1 protein-coding gene is annotated in these 1,366 nt (G+C 38.2%); it reads right to left on the bottom strand.

Annotation, left to right across the window (positions count from 1 at the left end):
- Nucleotides 1-178 precede the first annotated feature (178 nt).
- Nucleotides 179-1,117, bottom strand: a complete 939-nt coding sequence (locus PX636_RS16430; RefSeq protein WP_288117869.1) for a WD40 repeat domain-containing protein — start codon at nt 1,115-1,117, stop codon at nt 179-181.
- Nucleotides 1,118-1,366: the final 249 nt, after the last annotated feature.

Below are 1,366 nucleotides of genomic sequence, written 5' to 3'. Positions count from 1 at the left end.
TGATTCATGAATCAACCCTACGATGAATCAACCCTAGGGGTTTGGGGGGTTCTACCCCCCAAAAGCTTGGATTGAGTAATAAAATCGGAAGTAACGATCAATTTTGGCAGATAGTTTCCCTTTAAAAATCCCAACTTAGTAGATTTACAAAAATGAGATGCACCCGCTCAAAGATTGCTCAACTTGCTAAAGATTGTAGTTCGGAAGTGCCATAAACTCTCACGATTTTGTCTTGGCAGGCCGTGGCGATATAATTACCATCGGGACTAAAACAAACCGAATAGATTTTCTGGGGATGGGGAATAGAAATAATCGCTTTTCCTGCTTTTAAATCCCATAATTTTAAGCTTTTATCATCACCACCACTGGCTAATAGTTGATTATTAGGACTAACACTAACTGAATTGATATGATCACTATGTTCGCTGAGAGTTTTTACCTCTGTACCTCTTTTAATATCCCAGATTTTAATAGTTTTGTCTTTGCTGCCACTGGCTAAAAATTTGTTATTACTGCCGAAATCTACCGATAAAATACCTCCAAACCAATCGGAATGACCTTTTAAGGTAATACTGCTCTTTTCTCCCAGATTCCAAATGATTACCGTTTTGTCATTTTCGCCGCCACCACTGGCTAAAAGTTGACCATTTTGACTAAATTTAACTGTTAGGACTTTATCGCTATGACCTTGTAATGTGGCCAGAATTTCTCCAGTTTTTACTGACCATATTTTCACCGTTTTATCTTCACTGCCACTAGCAATAATTTCCCCATCGGGATGAACAGCTACTGCTGTAACTTTGTCTTGGTGTCCCGTTAAGGTAGAGATTAATTCTTTAGTTTCCAGTGACCAAATTCTTACGGTTTGATCATCTCCTCCACTAACCAAAAATCCTTGACAGGGACTAAAAGCAACAGAATTAACTCCCTTGTCCCACCAACCGGCTTTTTCATGTCCTTGTAAACTAAATTTTTGATTTTTTTGCCAATCCCAAACAATAACAGTTAACTCGTTATCTCCACTAGCCAAAAATTTACCATCTTGGGAAAAAGTTAGACATTTAACCTCACCTTCATGGCCTTCTAAGGATTTAAAAGATACTAAACGATTAAACATAGTGAAAACATTAGTTAATCAGTATTTTTCGGCATTACCCGATGTTAGTGGTTCTGTAGGGGACTACTTCATCCCTGAGATAACTTTTTCCGCTCACCACAAGTACGGGTAAGCTATTGTTCCCTGATTATAACTAATTACAGTGTTTCTCGTCAAGGAGATGCAGCTAATCTAAGGATAGCCTATTAAAATAGGTCTTAGCTTATAAGTACCCGTTGACAATCATAGTAATAGGGTAGGTGAGGGGAC

It is taken from the genome of Microcystis sp. M53598_WE2 (assembly GCF_030067735.1).
GTDB classification, from domain to species: Bacteria; Cyanobacteriota; Cyanobacteriia; order Cyanobacteriales; family Microcystaceae; genus Microcystis; species Microcystis aeruginosa.
Note: the sequence above shows the minus strand (reverse complement) of the source record. Positions and strands in the feature narration are given on the sequence as shown.

Bases quoted from the DNA above. Each gene is read 5' to 3' on its own strand.
- PX636_RS16430 (WP_288117869.1), bottom strand. From the start codon at position 1,117: ATGTTTAATCGTTTAGTATCTTTTAAATCCTTAGAAGGCCATGAAGGT.